This window comes from Mesorhizobium sp. M7A.F.Ca.MR.362.00.0.0, assembly GCF_004023175.1.
In the GTDB taxonomy this organism is placed as follows: domain Bacteria; phylum Pseudomonadota; class Alphaproteobacteria; order Rhizobiales; family Rhizobiaceae; genus Mesorhizobium.
The window spans coordinates 8293-29725 of the sequence record NZ_RZTF01000038.1 but is presented as its reverse complement, the minus strand read 5'-3'; the positions used below and the strand labels follow the sequence as shown (position 1 = coordinate 29725).

Here is a 21433-nt window from a genome sequence, read left to right as displayed (position 1 = left end):
GCCTTCAGATCCTCGGTGAAGTCGGTTTCCGAGAAAGCCTTGATACAATCATAATGCGCCTTGGTGCCGCCCATCATGCCTTGGCGCCACCAATTGTCGATGACGCCCTGCGAGATGTCCGCGCCCGGACGGTTGAACCCGTAGAACGGACCTGATGGAACGTCGCGGAAGAACTGGGCGCGATTGGCTGCCTGGGCGGAGCGGAAGCCGTCGAACACTTCGATCGGCAGGCCGCCGGGATTGGCGGCAGTCTTGAGCATGATTGGCGGCACCGCGCCGATCAGCACCGCCTTGGCGACACGGCCGCCGGCGCCATAGTTGGCAACATAGCGCGCCACTTCGCCGCCGCCGGTCGAATGTCCGACATGAATGGCATTCTTGAGGTCGAGATAAGCGGCGAGTTCCGCGACATCGGCGGCATAGGTGTCCATTTCGTTGCCGATATCCGTCTGGGTCGAGCGCCCATGGCCACGCCGATCATGGGCAATGACACGGTAGCCTTGTGACAGGAAGAACAGCATCTGGGCGTCCCAATCGTCGCTGCTCAACGGCCAGCCATGATGGAAGACGACAGGCTGCCCGGTCCCCCAGTCCTTGTAGTAAATCTGCGTTCCGTCCTTGGTGGTGATCGTACCGCTGCCGGAGCTGGGCTTGGTTTGCGAGGTCATCTCAATCTCCTTGTGGTTATTCCCGCGATAAACAATATCGCGATAACCATATAGCTAACGCGGCACAAAACCCTTGTCCACAAAAATATGTATCGCGATATCATTTTTCGTGGTATCGAATTGATGCCCATATTGGCAAAAGGAATGCGCCGTGCCTCTCCCGTTGGACAATCAGCTCTGTTTCACGCTCTATGCCACCAGCATGGCGATAAACCGCACCTACAAGCCGATGCTGGACGAGATGGGCATCACCTATCCGCAGTACCTGGTGCTGAACGCGCTTGGAGAGGCCGATGGGATGTCGGTCGGCACCATCGCCAACCGGTTGGCTTTGGAATCGAGCACCGTCACGCCGCTGGTGAAGCGAATGGAGCAAGCCGGGCTGGTGACCCGCCAGCGCAGCCAGACCGACGAACGCCAGGTGCAGGTCGACCTGACATCAGCCGGACGCGCGCTGCTGGTCCAGTGCAACTGTCTGAACGAGACCTTGGTCGAACGCTCGGGCATGACGCTGGCCGAGCTCGATGCCTTGAACCGGCAGATCCAGGCGCTACGCAACGCGTTGACCAGCGACCGGTAGCCCCTACGTAGCCGCTTGGCCCAGTCATGGGTTGATTGCAATCAGCACGGCTTTTGAGGGCGGCTAAGCCAAACGTCGGAAAGAGGCCACCATCATGCGGACTTAAGCACGGCAAATGACCGTTTGCGCATGGCCCGCTTTGCCTGGAAACTGACGGCGGGAGCGGGGCGGCCGACATGGAAGCCCTGGATCTTGTCTATGCCGAATTCGCGCATCAAAGCCATCTGTTCGTCGGTTTCCACCCCTTCGACCAGGATCTTGTGGCCGCGATTTCGAACCAGGGTGATGATGTCCTGCAGCATTGCCTTGCCGCTCAGGGAGCTGCAGTCGTGCAGAAACGATCGGTCGATCTTCACCGTGTCGAAATCGATCAGGCGAAGCCATGAAAGGCCCGCAAAGCCCGTCCCGAAATCATCAAGCCATATCTTGATCCCGAGCAGCTTCAGGTCGCTGATGCAGCGCAGAATGTCCGAGTGCATCTCCATCTCCAGCCCTTCGGTGATCTCGAAGGCCAGCCTGCTGCCGGCGACGCCGGTTTCGCCCAGAATGGTCGCGACAGACGTTGCGAAGCCAGGTGTCTTAAGCTGGATCGGGGAGACGTTGACGCTGACGACACGGACGTGGTCGTCAGCCAGGAGTTCGGCGCACACCGTCCTTATCGCCCAGCGCCCGAGTTCCAGGATCGCGCCGGTTCGCTCGGCGACGGGAATGAACAGGCTCGGCGGAACCGACGTGCCGTCCAGCATTTTGAGGCGCATCAGAGCCTCCACCGCTTCAAGCCGGTCCGATTTGACATCCTGGATAGGCTGATAAACCAGTGAAACGAGATTCTGGCCGATCGCGATCTTCAGCAAGGCCGCGATGTTCTCGCTCTCGTCGCTGCTTTGCGGATCGGTTGGATCGAACAGCCGGGCACAATTTCGGCCGCCGGCTTTTGCCAGATAGAGAGCGCGATCGGCCTCGTGGATGATCTTCTCCAGCTTGGCGCCGGTCTGCGTCCTGGTGAATGCGGCGCCAACGCTCACCGTTACGATCGAGACGCCGTCGCGCCGCAGTTCGTGCGTCAGCGCCAGGTTCTCGACCGTGCTGCAAATGGCTTCCGCTATATCCAGTATCTGCTCTTTTTTCTCCATGCGAGCCAGGACGATGAACTCTTCACCGCCATAGCGGCCGATGGAGCCATTATACTGCTTGATCATGTCGCTAAGGGCATTGGCGACATGGATCAGGCAGCGGTCGCCTTCCTGATGGCCGTAGCAGTCGTTGAATTTCTTGAAGAAGTCCACGTCGATGAGGATCGCCCCGAAGCTGGTACCGACCTTTTGCCAATCGCTCCAGTAGTCCCGCAGCTTCTCGTCGATCGCGCGCCGGTTCTCCAGACCCGTCAGCGGATCGGTCCGCGACAACCTCAGCAGGGCCTTGCCGCGTTCGGTCGCCTCATTGTGCTGGATCTTGGCTTCCAGGGCATTCAGAAAGACGTTGTAGCGTTCCTCATTCAGTTTCCAGTTCACATACGAGGTGAACGTGAAACAGGATATATAGAAAGCCCCGAATACCATTTTGTATGTAAGGGTTGAAGGAACGAAGTAATTTACGATGTAAAGTATACACAATATTATTGCCGAGGTTACGATAGAAAGCTTGAAATTGAACGTAAAGAAAAGATTTGCGCTCATCATGAATATGGTCCCAAAGACCATGTAGTAAGAGACGCTTTCCTTGTCCGCGCCAAGAACCGCTGGGCACAACCAACCAACATAGCCGAAGATGATGGCTCCGGCGCAGGTCACGTCGAGCCATTCCGTTCCAATCCCCCGGCGAAGCTGTGCTTCGAGGATCAAAAGCGCGCTCAAGCCGACTGCGAAGCGCGCCGTGATCGTGTAGGCGGCAACATCCGGGATCAGCAGCAGATCCGTTGCCGAAAACAAGAGATAGATCGCAACTGCAATCCAGAGCCCTGGCCTGGCTTCTCCTCTTCGCGTCGCCTGCGCTTCGGTGCGGTAAAGGGTGCGGAGCTCGTCGGCGCTCAGTTCATAGCGCGGCTCGTACGGCTCCGCATCAACCGTATCGACCAATACGGAGGACAGGTGTTCGTTCATCACAATAGACCCCGTTTGAAAGGGATTTTGTTTTCCGAACTCATTTCCAGCTTCTGCCCCCACGCGGGCCGGCTCCTTTGGGACGCGACGGCGATTGCGACGCCGGGCAAACAAATGCAATCGCGCAAGACAAGTTTCCGTTAACTCGAACCCGGAATTCGGGCCGGAAGCCGTCTAAAGAGGAACATGGTTGGCGGGAAATTAATCATAACGATAAAATGCCGTCAGCCCGACATTGGCAAATGGAGCATTCTACGCAATAAGTTAACCGACTGTTAACTATGGAGTGATGGCGTGCAGACCGTTCTTGATGGCAAAAGCTTGATTACTGCCGCGATGCTCGCCGGCACGCTGCCTCGGGGAAAGCTCGAGCATCATGGCGAAGCGTTCGAAACCGCGCGCGCGGAGTTGGCGCTCATTCTCCACGCGACACAGCAGCAGATCGAACAGGACAAGAACCCCGCCGAGATCGTCGGTCGTTTGCTGTCCTTCCTCAATGGCCTGCATTCCAAGGTTCATCCCGACGTCTGGCATGCGTTGATACCGGTGGCGCAGAACCATCCGATCCTGAAGTATTTTCTCGAGGATCCGCTGACGCACTGGTCCTTCACCAAGCCCAGGGGCTATTCCGGCGACGCGCAGTTGCTTGATTACATCTATTGCGACCCGCACGTGGCAGAGAGCGTGGCCAATGCCTCGGAGATCGGCAAGGCGCTCTATAGCCATACCCAGAACGTACCCTCATGCGTCGCGGCACGGGAACGACGCGACCTCCTGACCCGATATGTCGACGAGATTGCGGTCAAGAATGGACCGCAATCCGAGGTCCTGGCGATCGCGGCCGGCCATTTGCGGGAGGCCAATCGCTCGGTCGCCTTGACGGAGGGCCGTCTCAAGCGCTGGGTTGCGCTCGATCAGGATCCCCAGAGCGTTGGGCTGATCGCGCGCGACTTCCAGGGCACTGCGGTCGAAGCCATCGACGGCTCGGTGCGAACCGTGCTCACGCGGGGCCACAAGCTCGGCAAGTTCGATTTCATCTATGCCTCCGGCCTCTACGACTACCTCGCCCACAACGTCGCGGTGAAACTCACGAAGACCTGCCTGCAGATGTTGAAGCCGAACGGGACGTTCCTGTTTGCGAACTACGCCGAGGGCACGCCTGACGCCGGCTACCGGGAGACATTCATGGACTGGGTGTTGCTGCTGCGATCGGAGGTCGATATGTGGAACATCGTCAATGCCAGCGTCGACCGCAACACCGTCGAGGCGCGGGTGTTCTTCGGCGAGAACCGCAACGTGCTTTATGCCGTCATCGAAAAGCGCGGATAGCGACCGCCTGGACTGCACCAGGCTGGGCGTGCCTTTGGCTTGCACCTCCGGCCGCCTTCCGCTATAGAGCCGCCACCCGCGTAGACACCCTTGGAGGCAACGCGGCGGAAGGCCGCCTTCCCGCATGATCCCGAAAAGTGGATTCCGGTTTTCGGACCAGATCATGCATGGGTATGTCGGCTTTCGACGTTTACGGTCCAGGCACTCTGCCAACCGTGAGCGCTCCAGTAAACCGAAAGGAAATGCCATGAGCCACGACACTTACGAGCTCAAGGCCGAAGCACGCGAACAGGTCGGTAAGGGGTCCGCCCGTGCAGTTCGCCGCAACGGTAAAGTGCCTGCAGTAATCTATGGTGACAAGCAGCCTCCCCTGGCTATCGCGCTCACCTACAAGGATATCTACTACAAGATCCATGGCGGTGGGTTTCTGACCACGATCGCCACGATCGATGTCGACGGCAAGAAGATCCAGGTCCTGCCGAAGGACTTCCAGCTCGACCCGGTCAAGGATTTCCCTGTCCATGTCGACTTCCTGCGCATCGGCAAGGACACCGAAGTCAATGTCGACGTGCCTGTCCACTTCATCAACGAGGACAAGTCGCCCGGCATCAAGCGCGGCGGCGTGCTCAACATCGTGCGTCACGAAGTCGAGTTCCACTGCCCGGCCAATGCGATCCCGGAGTTCATCACCGTCGATCTCACCGGCGCCAACATCGGCGACTCGATCCACATCTCGGCGGTCAAGCTGCCGGCTGGCGTCAAGCCTGTGATCTCCGACCGCGACTTCACCATCGCGACCATTGCCGGTTCGTCGGCGATGAAGCCGGAGACGGAAGAGACGGCTGAAGCGGCTGCACCTGAAGCGGCTCCTGCCGCCGACGAGAAGTAACTCTTTCACGCCCGGAGCAGGCGATGCTGCTGTTTGCAGGTCTCGGCAATCCGGGCGCGAAATACGCTGACAACCGCCACAATGTCGGTTTCATGGCGGCGGACGCAATCGCCCGCCGCCATTCCTTTTCGCCCTGGTCGAAGAAATTCCAGGGCCTCATTTCCGAGGGCACGCTCGGCGGCGAAAAAATCGTCCTGATCAAGCCGCAGACCTTCATGAACCTGTCCGGCCAGTCGGTCGGCGAAGCACTGCGCTTCTACAAGCTCGAGCTTTCCGCGCTCACCGTCTTCTATGACGAGATCGACCTTGCCGAAGGCAAGCTGCGCATCAAGACCGGTGGCGGCGCCGGCGGCCACAACGGCATCCGGTCGATCGACGGTCATATCGGCAATGGCTATCGCCGCGTGCGCATCGGCGTCGGCCATCCCGGCGTCAAGGAAATGGTCCAGCACCATGTGCTCGGCAATTTCGCCAAAGCCGACCGCGAATGGCTCGACCCGCTGCTCGACGCGATCGCCGATAATGCCGCCATGATCGTCAAGGGCGACGAATCCGGCTTCATGAATAAGGCCAGTCTCGCCGTCCAGGGCAAGGCCGGGCCGGAGCCCGAAAAGCCAGCGCAGAAGCAGTCGGCGCACAAGCAGCAAAGTCATGTCCGCCAAGCACGGCCTCAACAGCCGGTGGTCAAGCTGCCGGAAAGCGGTCCAATGGCCGCCATGCTGAAGAAGCTGTTCGGCGGCAAGGACTGAGCATCAAGGGGACCGAAGGGCTTGACGTTGATCACCCCTATCGCCCATAGCCCTGATCAAATTTCTATTTTCCCGATAGGACCGAACAAAAATGGGTTTCAAATGCGGCATCGTTGGCTTGCCCAACGTCGGCAAGTCGACGCTTTTCAACGCGTTGACCAGAACGGCTGCGGCGCAAGCCGCCAACTATCCATTCTGCACCATCGAACCGAACACCGGCGAGGTGGCGGTGCCAGATCCGCGCCTGCAGAAGATCGCCGCGATCGCCAAGTCGAAGGAGATCATTCCAACTCGCATCTCTTTCGTCGACATTGCCGGCCTGGTGCGCGGTGCCTCGAAAGGCGAAGGGCTGGGCAACCAGTTCCTCGCCAACATCCGCGAGGTCGACGCCATCGTGCATGTGCTGCGCTGCTTCGAGGATGACGACATCACCCATGTCGAGGGCCGCATCGACCCCGTCGCCGATGCCGAGACGGTCGAGACCGAGCTGATGCTTGCCGACCTCGACAGCCTAGAGCGCCGCATCGTGCAGATCCGCAAGCGCGCCGGCAGCAAGGACAAGGAAGCGACGACCGTGCTGCCGTTGATGGAGGCAGCGCTCGAACTGCTGCAGGCCGGCAAGCCGACCCGCATCCTGCTCAAGGGTATTTCGGCCGAAGATTTGCGCATCCTGCAGGGCCTGAACCTTCTGACCTCGCATCCCGTGCTCTATGTCTGCAATGTCGCGGAGGCCGACGCCGCCACCGGCAACGAACACACCAGGGCCGTGGAAAAGATGGCCACCGCCCAGGGCGCCGGCACAGTGGTGATCTCGGCGGCGATCGAAGCCGAGGTCGCGCAACTCTCGGACGAGGAAGAGATGGAATTCCTGTCCTCGCTCGGCCTCGACGAGCCAGGCCTCAACAAGGTCATACGCGCCGGCTACGACCTGTTGCACCTCATCACCTATTTCACCGCCGGGCCGAAGGAGACGCGCGCCTGGACCATCCATAAAGGCGACAAGGCGCCACAGGCCGCCGGTGTCATCCACACCGATTTCGAGCGCGGCTTCATCCGCGCCCAGACCATCTCCTACAACGACTTCGTCACACTGGGCGGCGAAGTGGCGGCCAAGGAAGCCGGCAAGGCGCGCGACGAAGGCAAGGAATATGTCGTCCAGGACGGCGACGTGCTGTTGTTCAAGTTCAACACTTGATGCCCTGAAGCGGTCGAGAACATCCCGACAAGCTGTCGGCGAAGTTCCTCGATACATGCTTCCAGGCGCCGGCGGCCATCCGCCCGCCGGCCGCTTGTCTTGATTTTGTCACGTCACAGGTCTAAGCGGCAGACGCACGGTCGGCGCTGACGTCGAGAACCCGTGCAATCCAACACGACGCGTCAATCCGAACGCACCCTTTGGCCCCAGCAAGGGATATCAGGCGATGATCAAGGCCTTCGTCGTGGACAATGACCGCCTGCGCGTCGTCGACGATCTCCTGGCAAACAGCGAGACCATCGTCTGGGCGGACCTGTTCAACCCGACAAAGGAAGAGGAAGCGACGATCGAGAGCTGGCTCGGCGTTGCCATTCCGACGCGCGAGGAGATGGAGGAGATCGAGATTTCGAGCCGCCTCTATGTCGAGGACGGCGCCTATTTCATGACCGCCACCCTGCCCGCCCAGACCGAAATCGACGATCCCTTGATGTCGCCCGTTACCTTCGTGCTGGCCGGCACAAGGCTGATCACAGTGCGCTACCACGAACCGAAAGCTTTCAAGACCTTTCCGCAGCGCGCCGAAAAGGTGGCGACCGGCTGCACCAGCGGCGACACCATTCTGATCGGCTTGCTGGAGGCGATCGTCGATCGTCTCGCCGACATTCTGGAACGCGCCGGCCGCGACATCGAGGCGATCTCGCGCGATATCTTCGAGGCGCGGTCGACCAAGGTTTCCAAGCGCAACCGTGATTTCCAGGAGTTGCTGAAAGCCATCGGCCGCAAGGAGGACATTGCCTCCTCGATCCGCGACAGCCTGATCTCGCTGCAGCGCCTGGCAGGCTTCTTCGCCCATGCCTCGACCCGCACCAAGATGAGCAAGGACACCAAGGCGCGCATCAAGACGCTGTCTCGCGACGTGCTGTCGCTCGCCGACCACGCCACCTTCCTGTCGCAGAAGATCTCCTTCCTGCTAGACGCCACGCTCGGCATGATCTCGATCGAGCAGAACGCCATCATCAAGATCTTCTCGGTCGCCGCCGTCATCTTCCTGCCGCCGACTTTGGTCGCCTCGATCTACGGCATGAATTTCGACATCATCCCCGAGTTGAAATGGCAACTTGGCTATCCCTTCGCCATCGCCATGATGGTGCTGTCGGCGATCCTGCCCTTCTGGTACTTCCGCCGCCGCGGCTGGCTCTGAGTGGCCTTGTCGATCGGCTGCCACAGGCTGGCGCAGTAAAAATCGCTTGACCAAATGAACGCCGGCCTGCATCCGGAAATCCCGATCCTGGGGATCGTGGGTCGACAAGCCGGATTCCAGACCATGACTGCAGAGATAAAAACATGGGCCTATGAGGACTTCATCGAGGGCGCATCGATCGACCTCGGCTCCAAGCTCGTGAGTGCCGCCGAGATCGTCGAATTTGCCGGAGAATTCGACCCGCAGCCGATGCATCTCGACGAGGAAGCCGGCAAGGCCAGCATCCTCGGCGGGCTGGCAGCGTCGGGCTGGCACACCTGCGCCATGTTCATGCGCATGCTCTGCGACGCGTTCCTGCTGGACTCGACCTGCCAGGGCGCGCCCGGCGTCGATCAGGTCAAATGGAAGAAACCGGTCCTGGCCGGCGACCAACTGACCGGCACCCTGATGGTTGTTGCCAAGCGCCTGTCGAAATCGAAGCCGCAACTCGGCTTCGTCACCATGCGCAGCGAGCTGTTCAACCAGCGTGGCGAAAGCGTCTTCGAGCTCGAGAACTCCGTCATGTTCCTCACGCGCGATGCCGCGGGGAGCCAAGCATGACACTGGACGAGTTCTTCCGTATCGGCACCACCGTCACGCTTGGCTCGCACACATTCGAGCCCGAGGCGATCAAGGCCTTCGCCCGCAAGTACGACCCGCAGATCTTCCATATCGACGAGGAGGCCGCGAAGAAAAGCGTGCTCGGCGGCCTCTGCGCGTCTGGCTGGCACACGGCCGCGACCTGGATGAAACTCAATCTGGAAAACCGCATGGACGCAGAGATCGCTGCGTGGAGCGGTCCCGGTCCGGTGCCGGAATTCGGCCCCTCGCCCGGCTTCAAGAACCTGAAATGGCTGAAGCCGGTCTATGCCGGGCAAGCCATCACCTTCACGCGCACCGCGCTGTCGCACCGCCCGATCGCCTCACGCCCCGGCTGGCGGCTTCTCGCGCTGCGTTCGGAAGCTTTCAATCCCACCGGCGACAAGGTGCTCGAGTTCGAAAGCGCCGTGCTGGTGAAGGTGGAGTAGCTTTTTCCTTCGCCCCGTTTACGGGGAGAAGGTGCCCGAAGGGCGGATGAGGGGCGGCGCCAGCGTTGGTGTCTTAAACTCGACGGTCGTACTTACCCCTCACCCTGCTCCGCTGGCGTTGCTCGCTTCGCTTCCCTCTCCCCGTAAACGGGGCGAGGGAGAAACCTAATGCCCCTCGAACCCTATCAGCGTCCTGACCGGCACACCGAGCGCTTCGAGCTTGGCGCGACCGCCGAGGTCCGGCAGGTCGATGACAAAACAGGCAGCGAGGATGTCGGCGCCGATCTGGCGCAGCAGCTTGACTGCCGCTTCCGCGGTGCCGCCGGTGGCGATCAGATCGTCGACAAGGATCACCTTCTCGCCCGGAGCAACGCCGTCCTTGTGCATCTCCATCTCGTCCAGGCCATATTCCAGGCTATAGGCGACGCGCACCGTCTCGTAGGGCAGCTTGCCTTTCTTGCGGATCGGCACGAAGCCGGCCGAGAGCTGATGGGCGACGGCGCCGCCAAGGATGAATCCACGTGCCTCGATGCCGGCGATCTTGTCGATCTTCTGGCCGGCATAGGGATGCACCAGTTCGTCGATGGCGCGGCGGAAGGCGCGCGCATTGCCGAGCAGGGTGGTGATGTCGCGAAACAGGATGCCGGGCTTGGGATAGTCCGGAATGGTGCGGATCGCGGCAAGCAGCGTGTCTTCAAGGGAGGATTTCATGGGTCGAGATTACCTGAAACGGAGGTTCTTGCGCGACAATTGTTCGATCGAACTGCAGCCCATCAGCTTCATGCCACGTTCGATCTCGACCCGCATCTGCTCAAGGGCCCGTTCGACGCCGGGCTGGCCCGCCGCCGCGAGCGGGAACAGATAGTAGCGTCCGACGCCGACGGCCTTGGCACCGAGCGACAGCGCCTTCAGCACATGCGTGCCGCGCTGCACGCCGCCATCCATGATGACGTCGATCCTGTCGCCAACGGCATCGACGATCTCGGCAAGCTGGTCGAACGCCGCCCGCGAGCCATCCAGCTGCCGCCCGCCATGGTTCGACAGCACGATGCCGCTGCAGCCGATGTCGACGGCGCGTCTTGCATCCTCCACCGACATGACGCCCTTGAGGCAGAACGGACCCGCCCAAAGCTTGACCATCTCGGCGACGTCGTCCCACGTCATCGACGGGTCTAGCATCTCGGTGAAGTAGCGGCTGATCGACATCGTGCCGCCACCCATGTCGACATGCTCGTCGAGCTGCGGCAGCTTGAACCCCTCATGGGTGAAATAGTTAATCGCCCAGGCCGGCTTGAGCGCGAACTGCGCCATTCCGGCAAAGTTGAGCTTGAAGGGAATGGCAAAGCCGGTGCGTTTGTCGCGCTCGCGATTTCCTCCGGTGATGCTGTCGACGGTCAGCATCATCACCTCGACGCCGACCGCCTTGGCGCGCTGCATCATCGCCCGGTTGAGACCGCGATCCCGATGGAAATAGAACTGGTAGACCTGCGGGCTGCTGCTGATGCTGCGCGCCTCCTCGAGGCTGACGGTGCCAAGCGACGAGACGCCGAACATGGTGCCATACTTGGCCGCGGCCTTGGCGACCGCGCGCTCGCCCTGATGGTGGAACAGGCGCTGCAAGGCGGTCGGCGAGCAATAGAACGGCATCGCCAGCTTCTGGCCCATGACCGTCACCGACATGTCGACCTCGCTCACCCCGCGCAGCACATTGGGAACCAGATCGCAGGTCTCGAAGCTTTCGGTGTTGCGGCGGTAGGTGACCTCGTCGTCCGCCGCGCCGTCGATGTAATTGAAGATCGGCCCTGGCAGCCGCCGCTGCGCCATGTGGCGGAAATCGGAAAAGTTGTGACAGTCGCTGAGCCGCATCATCGAAATCCAAAAGCCATGGCGGGACGAGCTTCTCGCCACCGTTCGATGCGTCGAATATCAACCTCATGCCGCCATGCCAACGGACTAATTGCCGAACTTCCGCCTAAGCAATGGCGCAGACAAAAAAGGAGCGCCTTAAGCGCCCCTTCCCGTCTAAATCCGGCTGACGAGGATTACATGCCGAGATCGGAACGAAGCTCGGCCCTGGCCACTTCATATTCAGCCTTGAAGTCGTCCCGGTTGAGCAGGACCGCGGCAATGACGCTGCCGGAAATCCTGCCCATCTCGACATCGGACGCAAAATGGATGCCGCCAACCACGCGGTTGTGAGCGTATTTGCTCGCGCGTGCCATGATCTCGGCGCGCTTTTCCGGAACCATGTCGGACAGAATGATGCCCATCATCGTGCCGACGGTGGCGTGTCCGGAAGGCCAGGAACCGGAGCTCGACAGCTTGACCGCAGGCTTGACGAGATCGCTGAGCTGATGCGGGCGCGGGCGCTTCCAGACATCCTTGGCGGGATCGACGACAGCGCCTTCGGTAGCCACCAGGCGATCGAAGAAGGCGCTGAATTTCGGCAGCGTTTCCTTGTTGAATTTCGGCCCCATGACGTCGGCGAAGCGCCAGACATTCTCCTCGGCATCGGCCACCGCGCTGGCGACCATCTCCGGGGTGCGCGTGACCTGCAAAGTCAGCACCTCGCCGAGTTCGGCCTTGGTCTGCGCCGAATCGTTTGCCGGCGGCGGTGGCACGATCATCGTCAGGTCGACATCCTTGTTGGTGATGAAGGGCCGGGCGTCTTCTGCTTGCGCGGCCGAGCCGACGATGAGCAGCAACAGGCCTGCCGCGAGCGATGCGTATCTTTTCATGAATGCGATCCTTTGATGAGAGCAGCACAGGATCGCCGGATGCGGTGACGGCCATGTGACATGACCAGCCTCCGGAAATGCAAAAGGGCGCCTCCCGGCGCCCTTCGCGATCACTTGATTGTGTGGCTCAATGCGCCACGCCTTCCCACACCTTGCGCTTGGTTAGATAGACCAGAGCGCCGAACAGAAGCAGGAACACCAGCACGCGAAAGCCGGTCTTCTTGCGGTCTTCCATATGCGGCTCGGCCGCCCACATCAGGAAGGCGGAAACGTCGCGGGAGTACTGGTCGACCGTCTGCGGCGCGCCGTCATCATAGGTCACCTGGCCGTCGGAGAGCGGGTTGGGCATCTTCAGCGACACGCCCGACATGAAATAAGGGTTGTAGTGGGTGCCTTCCGGGATGACCATGCCGGCAGGCGGTGTCTCGTTATAGCCTGTCAACAGCGAGTGGATATAGTCGGGGCCGCCCGCGTCATACTGGGTGAAGATGTCGAAGACGAATTGCGGAAAGCCGCGCTCGACGCCGCGCGCCTTGGCCAGCAGCGACATGTCGGGCGGAGCAGCACCACCATTGGAAGCGGCGGCCGCTTCGTCGTTTGCGAACGGTGGCGGGAAGTGGTCGGACGGCTTGCCGGGACGATCGAACATGTCGCCGGCATCGTTGGGACCGTCATGGATCGTGTACTCGGCCGACAGCGTCTTGATCTGCGCATCGGAATAGCCGAGGTCCGACAGCGTGCGGAACGCCACCATGTTCATCGAATGGCAGGCCGCGCAGACTTCCTTGTAGACCTTGAGGCCGCGCTGCAGCTGCGCCTTGTCATAGGTGCCGAACGGGCCGGTGAAGCTCCAGTCCATTTCCTTCGGCTCGTGGATCGGGAAATGCGTCGGCGCGGCGGCGTTGTGCGCCTCTTCGGCGGCGATCGCCCAAGTGCCCGCCGACCCGATGCCGACGGCCACGAGGCCGACCAGCGCCAGCGAGGTGAGAATCTTTTTCATGCCAAATCCCCTTAGATTCTCTACCCGCTCAGCCTTTGGTTTCCGGCGCCGCCGTAGCGCCCGCCGGATGTCCGCTGCCGCCCTTGTTCTTCTCGAGGACCGCCTCGGTGATCGAGTTCGGCAGCCGTCGCGGCGTCTCGATCAGGCCGAGCACCGGCAGCGCGATCAGGAAGAAGGCGAAGTAGAACAATGTCGCCATCTGCGCCATGAACACATAGCTGCCTTCGGCCGGCTGCGAGCCCAGCCAGCCAAGCAGGATGGCATCGGCCACGAACAGCCAGAAGAACAGCTTGTACCAGGGCCGGTAAACGGCCGAGCGTACCTTCGAAGTGTCGAGCCACGGCACCAGGAACAACATGACGATGGCGCCGAACATGCACAGCACGCCGCCGAGCTTGGAGTTGATCGGCCCGACATTGAAGGTGATGGCGCGCAGGATCGCGTAGAACGGCAGGAAGTACCATTCGGGCACGATGTGGGCCGGCGTCTTCAGCGGGTTGGCGACGATGTAGTTGTCGGGATGGCCGAGATAGTTCGGCAGGTAGAAGACGAAATAGGCGAAGAAGAACAGAAACACGATCATGCCGAACGCGTCCTTGATGGTCGCGTAGGGGGTGAAGGCGACAGTGTCGGTCTTCGACTTGACCTCGATACCCGTCGGGTTCGACTGGCCCACGACATGCAGCGCCCAGATGTGCAAAACGACGACGCCGGCAATCATGAACGGCAACAGATAGTGCAGCGCAAAGAAGCGGTTCAGCGTCGGGTTGTCGACGGCAAAGCCGCCGAGCAGCAGCTGCTGGATCCAGTCGCCGACCAGCGGAATGGCGCTGAAGAAACCCGTGATGACGGTGGCACCCCAGAAGCTCATCTGGCCCCATGGCAGCACGTAGCCCATGAAGCCGGTCGCCATCATCAGGAGATAGATGATGCAGCCGAGGATCCACAGCAGCTCGCGCGGCGCCTTGTAGGAGCCGTAATAGAGGCCACGGAAGATGTGGATGTAGACGGCGACGAAGAAGAACGAGGCGCCGTTCGAATGCATGTAGCGCAGCAGCCAGCCCGAATTCACGTCGCGCATGATCTTCTCGACCGAGCCGAAGGCGAGATTGGTGTCGGCCGTGTAGTGCATGGCCAGCACGATGCCGGTCAGCATCTGCGCCACCAGCATGATCGACAGGATGCCGCCAAACGTCCAGGCGTAGTTGAGGTTGCGCGGCACCGGATAGGCGACGAAGCTGTCATAGACCAGCCGCGGCAGCGGCATACGGGCGTCGAACCAGCGTCCGAGACCGGTTTTGGGCGTATAGGTCGAGTGTCCCTCGCTCATCGAAATGTCCCCTGCCTCAACCGATAAGTATCTTGGTATCGGAAATGAACTTGAATACCGGCACCGCCATGTTCTCAGGCGCCGGGCCTTGGCGGATGCGTCCGGCCGTGTCGTAGACCGAGCCGTGGCATGGGCAGAACCAGCCGCCGAAATCGCCTTCCTGGCCGAGCGGAATGCAGCCGAGATGGGTGCAGACCTGAACCATCACCATCCAGGCTTCCTTGCCGGGTGTGGTGCGGTTGGCGTCGGTCGCCGGTGCATCGGCCGGCAGATTGGCGTTGCGGGCGATCGGGTCCTTGAGATCGGCCAGCTTGACGGCCTCGCCGTCCTTCATTTCCTGTTCGGTGCGGTTGCGGACCACGACCGGCTTGCCGCGCCATTTGACGATCAGCGACATGCCCGGCGTCAGCGAGGCGACGTCGACTTCGACGGAAGCGAGCGCCAGCGTCGAGGCATCGGGGCGCATCTGGTCGATGAACGGCCACGCGAAGGCACCCGCGCCGACCACTGCGGCCATGCCGGTGGCGACGTAGAGAAAATCACGACGGTTGGGATCCTGGGTGTCGGTTGCGCTCACGGGTGCCTGATCCTTTCGCCTCTTCCGTGCCGGTGGCTGAGCCTTGTTCCCCGCTCAATTACGCCAACCCGACAGCGCATGGCGAACAGGCTTGCGAATTCCTCCGGCATTTGGACTTCGGTTTATGCGTGAAGCCCGTTTTTGTCCAGACGGGTGAAGGCACAAGGGCAGATTGTCGCGGGGACAAAATCCGCCACCGCTCAACGCGACGCCGGATAGCCGCCAAACATCGCTAAACAACCGGGAAACAACCGCAAATCCGACGCCCCTGTTCGGCTCGACACAAGGCGCCAGCCGGGTCTATCCTTGCCATCATGGCACACGTCATAGACCGCGACACCTGGTCTGTTCGCTCCGACCATTGGAAGGGCGAATTGCAATGTGGCGCCTACGGCTCCAACTCCTGCCTGATCTTCAACTATTTGCCTGGCGTCGGCGGCGGCCCCCGCCTGCACACGCATCCCTACGCGGAGATCTTCATCATCCGCCAGGGCACCGGCCTGTTCACTGTCGGCGACCAGGAGATCGAGGCATCCGCCGGCCAGATCCTGATCGTGCCGCCCAACACGCCGCACAAATTCACCAATCTCGGCCCAGGCCCGCTGGAAACGACCGACATCCATGAAAACGGCAGCTTCATCACTGAATGGCTGGAGTGACCCCTATTTCGCGCCGAGCCTGGCCAGCACCGCTTTCGGGATGTTGTATTCACGAATGACGGCATCGTGCTTGCGCAAGCCGCACAGCTCGCGCTGGATGAAATAACCATGCACCGCCTCGGCGGCATCCTTGAGCAGCCGGGGACGCAATTGCTCGTCGGCATTGTCGCGCAACCTGGCCAGCGTTTCCTCTACCCGCTGGCCGGCGCGGCCAAGTGCTGCCGCCTTCTCCGCCAATATTTCATGGCCGAGCGCATCGAAGGCGGCTTCGGCGGCGGTGGCACTCGTTGGACCGTGAGGGGATCGCAGAGACATTCAGCGGGCCTCCAAGTCCTTAGCTTCAGGAAAAGACAAAATAGGAGCGAAATCGTATCTCCAAAAATCCACAACGGAAATAATGTGTCCATCCGAAAACGCGGACACCAAAACGCCCATACCGTCGATATCCGTGTAGGTGAAATCAGAGATGAGTCGCGGCTTGGCCGCCAAAGAATATCCAACAGTTACGACTTCGAAGCTTCCCATGCCCCCATCGTCCAGTGTTGTAAACGAGACGGCGACCGGCGTGGAAAGCCCCGAACAGTCGGAGAGGAACGTAAGCAAGCCAAACCGTAACTCATTGAGCACTTCAGTCTGAAGCGGCAAGACAGCAGTCATAAAAGCTACTCCGCCGGGCGTGTCTCTTCGAGCACGCTGTCCTCGTGGTAGAGAAAACCGCCGGACTGCCGCTTCCACAGCCGCGCATAGAGCCCGTCGAGCGCCACCAGTTGGTCATGCGTGCCTTGTTCGACGATGCGGCCACCGTCGAGCACCACCAGCCGGTCGAGTGCCGCGATCGTCGACAGACGATGGGCGATGGCGATGACCGTCTTGTTTTCCATCAGCCGCGTCAGATTCTCCTGGATCGCCGCCTCGATGTCGGAATCGAGCGCCGAGGTCGCTTCGTCGAGGATCAGGATCGGCGCGTCCTTGAGGAAGACGCGGGCGATCGCCACGCGCTGGCGCTGGCCGCCCGACAATTTGACGCCGCGCTCGCCGACAAAGGCCTCGTAGCCGGCGCGGTCCCTGTTGTCGCGCAAGGTCAGGATGAACTCGTGCGCCTCGGCCTTTTTCGCCGCAGCGATCACCTCCGCGTCGGTCGCGTCAGGCATGCCGAGCTTGATGTTGTCGCGCAGCGAACGGTGGAACAGCGCCGTGTCCTGGCTGACGACGCCGATATTGGCGCGCAGCGAATTCTGCGTGACTTTGGCGACATCCTGGCCATCGATGGTGATCGACCCGCTCTCCAGATCGTAGAGCCGCAGGATCAGGTTCGCGAGCGTCGTCTTGCCGGCCCCGGACGGCCCGACCAGCCCGACCTTCTCGCCCGGCTTGACGACAAGGTCGATGCCGTTCAGCACGCCGAACCCCTTGCCGTAATGGAACTCGACGTTGTTCACCTCGATACGCCCGCCTGCCACCACGAGTTCCTTGGCGTCGGGCGCGTCGGTGAGGCCGAGCGGCTGCGAAATCAGCGCCTTGGAGTTCTCCAGCACGCCGAGGTTTCGCAAGATGCTGTTGAGCTGCATCATCAGCCGGCCGAGCAGCATGTTGAGCCGCAGCACCAGCGACAGGGTGAAGGCGACCGCGCCGACGGTGATCGAGCCCTCGACCCAGAGATAAACGGCAAAGCAGCCGATCGCCGTGATCATAATGCCCGACAGCGTCGTCAGCGCCATGCGCACGCCGGTCAGCCGGCGGGTGAACGGGCGCAATGCGTCGAGGTAGATGTCGAAACCGTTCCTGATGTAGCGGTCGTCGCCGTCGGCCGAGAACAGTTTCAGCGTCTGCACGTTGGAATAGGAATCGACGATGCGGCCGGTGATCATCGAGCCGGCCTCGGCGGTTTCCTCGGCATGCTTGCGGATTGCCGGCAAGTAGAGCTTGGCCAGCCAAGCGAAAGCGGAAATCCAGATCACCACCAGCACCGCCAGCCTGAGATCGAGGCCTGCGACCAGCGCCAGCGTCGTCACCGTGTAGACGATCATGAACCAGACGACTTCGATGAAGCTTTCCATCAGGTCGCCGGTGGCTTGCCCCGCCTGCCAGACCTTTGTCGCGATGCGGCCGGCGAAATCGTTCTGGAAAAAGGCGTAGGACTGGCGCGAGACATGCCGGTGTGCCTGCCAGCGCACCAGATTGTAGAAGCCCGGCGTGATGGTCTGTTCATCGACCAGCGCCGACAGACCGACGACGACGGTGCGGATGACCAGCACCACCACGGCCATGAAAACCAGTTCAGGACCGGCGGCGGCCCACAGTGCGTGCCAGCTGCGCTCGGCGGGAAGCTGGTCGAGAATATCGACGAGCCGCCCGACGAAGTAGAACAGGCCGGCCTCGACCAGCGGCGCGATGCCGCCGATGACCAGCATGGCGAAGAAGGCGAACTTCGCCTGGCCGACATAGTGCCAGAGGAAACCGCCGACGCTGGTCGGTGGCCGAAGATTCGCTGGCTCCCTGAACGGATAGACCCAGTTCTCGAACCAGCGATAGACGGCAGTCATCATGCGGCGGCCATCATTCTGCGGCTTGCCCCTTTGCAAGTGCATCGTTGGCGGGGTCGGCGGGACCGCCCTCAAGCAGGAACCCGCCCGACTGGCGCTGCCAGAGCTGGGCGTAAAGCCCGCCTCGGGCGACGAGTTCCTCGTGCGAACCTTCCTCGATGACACGGCCTTTGTCCATCACCACCAGCCTGTCCATCGCCGCGATGGTTGAGAGCCGGTGCGCGATGGCGATGACGGTCTTGCCTTGCATGAGCTTGTAGAGGTTCTCCTGAATCGCCGCCTCGGCTTCGGAATCAAGCGCCGAGGTCGCTTCGTCAAGGATAAGTATTGGCGCATCCTTCAACATAACGCGAGCAATGGCGATGCGTTGACGCTGGCCGCCGGACAATTTGACCCCGCGGTCGCCGACATGGGCATCGAAGCCCTTCCGGCCACCGGCATCCGAAAGCCCTGATATGAAGTCCAGCGCCTCGGCGCGCCCCGCTGCCTCGACAAGCAGCTCTTCCGAGGCATCGGGCCGGCCATAGAGGATGTTCTCGCGCACCGAACGATGCAGCAGCGAGGTGTCCTGCGTGACCATGCCGATCTGCGCACGCAGCGAATCCTGCTTCACACCGGCGATCTCCTGGCCATCGATCAGAATCCGGCCGGCTTCGAGATCATAGAAGCGCAGCAACAGGTTGACCAGCGTCGACTTGCCGGCGCCGGAACGGCCGACGATGCCGACCTTTTCGCCCGGCTTCACCGCCAGCGACAAGCCTTCGATCACACCCTTCTGCTTGCCGTAGTGGAAGCGGATGTCCTCGAAGCGGATCTCACCCCTGGAAACGCTGATCTCCTTCGCGTCCGGCCTGTCCTCGACAAGGCGCGGCAGCGAGATCGAGGCGATACCGTCCTGCACCGTGCCGATGTTCTCGAACAGGCCCGACATTTCCCACATGATCCATTGCGACATGCCCCACATCCTGAGCACAAGGCCGATGACCACGGCGACCGCGCCGATCGTCACTGCTTGCCCCAGCCACAGCCACAACGCCATCGCGGTGACGGAGAACAAGAGCAATGCATTCAGGATGTAAAGCGAGCCAAAAAGCACTGTCACCAGCCGCATCGACCGGTAGACCGTTTCGAGAAAGCCGGACATGCCGTCTTTGGCGAATGACGCTTCGCGGCGTGCATGGCTGAACAGCTTGACCGTCTGGATGTTGGAGTAGCTGTCGACGACCCGGCCCGTCATGATCGAGCGCGCATTGGCCTGTTCCTCGCCGACCTTGCCCAACCGCGGGATGAAGTAGCGCAGCAAAAGGATATAGCCGACCAGCCAGACGCCTAGCGGCGCGGCCAGCCGCCAGTCGGCCGAGCCGACGATGAGCAGCATGCCGAGGAAATAGACGATAACGTAGTTCAGGACGTCGATCACCTTGATGACGCATTCGCGCACCGCGAGGGCCGTCTGCATCAGCTTTGTCGCGATGCGGCCGGCGAACTCGTCCTGGTAGAAACTCATCGACTGCTTGAGCAGATAGCGGTGCACCTGCCAGCGGATGCGCATGGGATAATTGCCCATCAGCGTCTGCTGGTTGAGAAACGAATGCAGCCATACCGTGCCCGGCAGCGCGAACAGCACGATGAAGGCCATGCCGGCGAGCTTCCAGGCTTCCGTCTGCAGGAAGGTTTCGCGATTCTGCCCCGACAGCCAGTCGACGATGCGGCCGAGAAAGCCGAACATCCATACTTCTGCGATCGCGATGGCCGTCACCAGCACCGCGTCGAAAAGGATATAGGGCCATGCGCCGCGCGTATAATGCAGGCAGAAGGCAACCAGCGTCTTGGGCGGCTCGACCGGTTCCGCTGCGGGGAACGGATCGAGCCTTTTTTCAAACCAGCTAAACAACAACATAGGTTATGCCTGTGAAATGTGTTTGCCGCTTACGCAGCACGTGAGCGTACGAAATCCCCGGAACCCATGGCGTCAAGGGCCGACGGTCTGGAATCACCCGGACCGTCGGCCCTGCTTCGCGCAATATAGGGGCTCGCGGGCTTTTCGCCGACAGCTGTGCCAGACGATCCTGACGACACGGTGCCGCCAGCCCGATTTTTCGCGCCCGGCCGGATCAGCCGGATGATCCGACGCACCAGCGAAGGCCGGCTCAGATCGGGAACCGCGCGCGAAAAATCGACATCCGGCAGCATGCCGCGATGCGGCCGGCGGCGAACCTCGGCGTGAACCGCCGACGAATAGGTGTCGCCGATCAGCAGCGCCCAGGTCGGCAGTCGGTGGATATGCAGGCTCCTCGAGCCAGGTATTCTGTAGGGATCGAACATCGGTCCGTCCTCCGTGTGAAAATCGAGATAAAAAGGCGAAGCAATATCGTCCGCCGGCATTCGGCCGGAGGCATGCTTTGCGTCGGTCCGGACACGACAAGCATCGGTCCGGACAGCTTCAGATGGGGCGTTCAGCCCTTTTGACTTTTTGAAAAACATCGCAGGATTCCTTCGAGAGCCGAAAAATCGTTTCGGCGGGAATCGGTGCGATCAAGTCTTAGAGAGTCAGGAGAATCGTCGTACCGAAACCGCCGGTAGGCAGGTAAGCCCACGAGAGGGGCGCTGGATGTGCATGATCATCATGAATTACCCCTCCATCGGTTCGGGTTGACAATCCTGGCTGTATACCCGACCTCGCAGAAAATGGCCACCCGCAGGTCCAGCAATTTCCAAAACCGCCAAGCCGCTGTGGCCGATCCGCCACTTATTAGAAGGACGCGGAAATGAACTGTCGTCTCCGCATCGCGCTCTACCAGCCTGACAT

General features: G+C 61.2%; 22 protein-coding genes and 1 pseudogene (1 of these 23 cut by a window edge). 10 read left to right on the top strand and 13 right to left on the bottom strand.

Annotation, left to right across the window (positions count from 1 at the left end):
* On the bottom strand, positions 1-668 hold a 668-nt coding region (locus tag EOC06_RS08230; protein WP_164898502.1), incomplete at its 3' end, for an alpha/beta fold hydrolase.
* A gap of 151 nt (positions 669-819) precedes the next feature.
* Here EOC06_RS08230 and EOC06_RS08225 point away from each other — a divergent pair.
* Positions 820-1248 carry a MarR family winged helix-turn-helix transcriptional regulator gene (locus EOC06_RS08225; RefSeq protein WP_128307484.1) on the top strand — a complete coding sequence of 143 codons (429 nt, stop codon included), beginning with the start codon at positions 820-822 and terminating at the stop codon, positions 1246-1248.
* A gap of 92 nt (positions 1249-1340) precedes the next feature.
* On the opposite strand, the gene EOC06_RS08220 is transcribed toward EOC06_RS08225, so the two are convergent.
* Entirely contained in the window at positions 1341-3347 is a 2007-nt protein-coding gene (locus tag EOC06_RS08220; RefSeq protein WP_128307483.1) for a bifunctional diguanylate cyclase/phosphodiesterase, read from the bottom strand.
* A 294-nt stretch (positions 3348-3641) separates the two neighbouring features.
* Here EOC06_RS08220 and EOC06_RS08215 point away from each other — a divergent pair, with 294 nt between their 5' ends.
* The 7 genes from EOC06_RS08215 (at position 3642) to EOC06_RS08180 (ending at position 9777) form a co-directional block, all read left to right on the top strand.
* Positions 3642-4676, top strand: coding sequence for a class I SAM-dependent methyltransferase (locus EOC06_RS08215; RefSeq protein ID WP_127320866.1), 1035 nt, complete (start codon positions 3642-3644; stop codon positions 4674-4676).
* A gap of 247 nt (positions 4677-4923) precedes the next feature.
* Complete coding sequence (locus EOC06_RS08205) at positions 4924-5565, top strand: 50S ribosomal protein L25/general stress protein Ctc (protein ID WP_127270548.1); 642 nt, start codon at positions 4924-4926, stop codon at positions 5563-5565.
* A 23-nt stretch (positions 5566-5588) separates the two neighbouring features.
* Positions 5589-6314, top strand: a complete 726-nt coding sequence (gene pth / locus EOC06_RS08200) for an aminoacyl-tRNA hydrolase (protein WP_127270550.1) — start codon at positions 5589-5591, stop codon at positions 6312-6314.
* Positions 6315-6405: 91 nt separating this feature from the next.
* Positions 6406-7509, top strand: a complete 1104-nt coding sequence (gene ychF / locus EOC06_RS08195) for a redox-regulated ATPase YchF (RefSeq protein WP_128307482.1) — start codon at positions 6406-6408, stop codon at positions 7507-7509.
* 226 nt (positions 7510-7735) lie between these two features.
* Positions 7736-8710: a magnesium/cobalt transporter CorA gene (gene corA / locus EOC06_RS08190; protein WP_127270555.1), complete on the top strand. Its 975-nt coding sequence runs from the start codon at positions 7736-7738 to the stop codon at positions 8708-8710.
* A 123-nt stretch (positions 8711-8833) separates the two neighbouring features.
* Entirely contained in the window at positions 8834-9310 is a 477-nt protein-coding gene (locus tag EOC06_RS08185; protein WP_127269625.1) for a MaoC family dehydratase, read from the top strand.
* Positions 9307-9777, top strand: a complete 471-nt coding sequence (locus tag EOC06_RS08180) for a MaoC family dehydratase (protein WP_128307481.1) — start codon at positions 9307-9309, stop codon at positions 9775-9777. The genes EOC06_RS08185 and EOC06_RS08180 overlap by 4 nt, the downstream gene beginning before the upstream one ends.
* A 165-nt stretch (positions 9778-9942) precedes the next feature.
* Here the strand turns inward: EOC06_RS08180 and EOC06_RS08175 are convergent, their stop codons facing one another.
* The 6 genes from EOC06_RS08175 to petA form a co-directional block, all read right to left on the bottom strand.
* Positions 9943-10488, bottom strand: coding sequence for an adenine phosphoribosyltransferase (locus EOC06_RS08175; protein WP_013529989.1), 546 nt, complete (start codon positions 10486-10488; stop codon positions 9943-9945).
* 9 nt (positions 10489-10497) lie between these two features.
* Positions 10498-11643: an alpha-hydroxy acid oxidase gene (locus EOC06_RS08170; protein ID WP_164898503.1), complete on the bottom strand. Its 1146-nt coding sequence runs from the start codon at positions 11641-11643 to the stop codon at positions 10498-10500.
* 176 nt (positions 11644-11819) lie between these two features.
* Positions 11820-12515, bottom strand: coding sequence for a phosphatase PAP2 family protein (locus EOC06_RS08165; RefSeq protein ID WP_128307479.1), 696 nt, complete (start codon positions 12513-12515; stop codon positions 11820-11822).
* A gap of 127 nt (positions 12516-12642) precedes the next feature.
* The gene (locus EOC06_RS08160; protein ID WP_127322539.1) at positions 12643-13515 is read right to left on the bottom strand and encodes a cytochrome c1; all 873 of its coding nucleotides are present in this window, start codon (positions 13513-13515) and stop codon (positions 12643-12645) included.
* Between the two features lie 28 nt (positions 13516-13543).
* Positions 13544-14845 (bottom strand): cytochrome b N-terminal domain-containing protein, encoded by a 1302-nt coding sequence (locus tag EOC06_RS08155; RefSeq protein ID WP_127326789.1) that lies wholly within the window; start codon positions 14843-14845, stop codon positions 13544-13546.
* Between the two features lie 16 nt (positions 14846-14861).
* Entirely contained in the window at positions 14862-15422 is a 561-nt protein-coding gene (petA, locus tag EOC06_RS08150; RefSeq protein WP_127270959.1) for a ubiquinol-cytochrome c reductase iron-sulfur subunit, read from the bottom strand.
* Between the two features lie 314 nt (positions 15423-15736).
* Between petA and EOC06_RS08145 the strand changes: the two genes are divergently transcribed.
* On the top strand, positions 15737-16081 hold the full coding sequence (locus tag EOC06_RS08145) for a cupin domain-containing protein (RefSeq protein ID WP_127270961.1): 345 nt from the start codon (positions 15737-15739) through the stop codon (positions 16079-16081).
* A 3-nt stretch (positions 16082-16084) separates the two neighbouring features.
* On the opposite strand, the gene EOC06_RS08140 is transcribed toward EOC06_RS08145, so the two are convergent.
* Genes EOC06_RS08140 through EOC06_RS08120 form a run of 5 tightly spaced genes read right to left on the bottom strand, consistent with a single transcriptional unit; the run spans position 16085 to position 20949 of the window.
* The gene (locus EOC06_RS08140) at positions 16085-16396 is read right to left on the bottom strand and encodes a DUF6665 family protein (RefSeq protein ID WP_027039405.1); all 312 of its coding nucleotides are present in this window, start codon (positions 16394-16396) and stop codon (positions 16085-16087) included.
* Positions 16397-16738, bottom strand: coding sequence for a hypothetical protein (locus tag EOC06_RS08135; RefSeq protein ID WP_128307478.1), 342 nt, complete (start codon positions 16736-16738; stop codon positions 16397-16399).
* A 5-nt stretch (positions 16739-16743) separates the two neighbouring features.
* A complete protein-coding gene (locus tag EOC06_RS08130; RefSeq protein ID WP_128307477.1) occupies positions 16744-18627 on the bottom strand; it encodes an ABC transporter ATP-binding protein in 1884 nt (627 codons plus the stop codon).
* Between the two features lie 10 nt (positions 18628-18637).
* Entirely contained in the window at positions 18638-20524 is a 1887-nt protein-coding gene (locus tag EOC06_RS08125) for an ABC transporter ATP-binding protein (RefSeq protein ID WP_128307476.1), read from the bottom strand.
* A 29-nt stretch (positions 20525-20553) separates the two neighbouring features.
* The gene (locus EOC06_RS08120) at positions 20554-20949 is read right to left on the bottom strand and encodes a hypothetical protein (protein WP_128307475.1); all 396 of its coding nucleotides are present in this window, start codon (positions 20947-20949) and stop codon (positions 20554-20556) included.
* Positions 20950-21392: 443 nt separating this feature from the next.
* Between EOC06_RS08120 and EOC06_RS08115 the strand changes: the two are divergent.
* Positions 21393-21433: pseudogene (locus EOC06_RS08115) on the top strand (tRNA (cytidine(34)-2'-O)-methyltransferase); it runs 426 nt beyond the window's last position.